Consider the following 342-nt stretch of genomic DNA (forward strand, 5'->3'; position numbering starts at 1 on the left):
CATCCGGGTTCTCCCGCATTCGCTGGGGATTGGCGGTTTTGGGGATGGCAACCAATCCCTGCTGGACGTGCCAACGGAGTACTACTTGGCCCGGTGTCTTTCCGTCCTTTTCACCAACTGAAGCCAGGACCGGGGCGTTCAGCAAGTCGCTGCTGGCGCCCAACGGGCTGTAGGACTCAGTGACGATGCCGTGCCGTTCGTTGTAAGCCCGGGCAGCCGGGCGGGGAATTGAAGGACTCAACTGGATCTGGTTGAAGGCCGGTACCACCTCAGTCTCCCGGAACAACTGGTCCAGATGCGCCGGCTTTAAGTTGGGCACTCCAATCGAACGTACTTTGCCGT

At 59.9% G+C, this 342-nt stretch carries 1 protein-coding gene; it reads right to left on the reverse strand.

All coding sequences use genetic code 11. The features are described 5' to 3' along the window. Positions 1 to 342: aldo/keto reductase (locus tag ACPYOG_RS19305; protein ID WP_481295748.1), on the reverse strand; the 342-nt coding region annotated here is incomplete at both ends.

It is taken from the genome of Leifsonia sp. HAY1-4F (genome assembly GCF_056755275.1).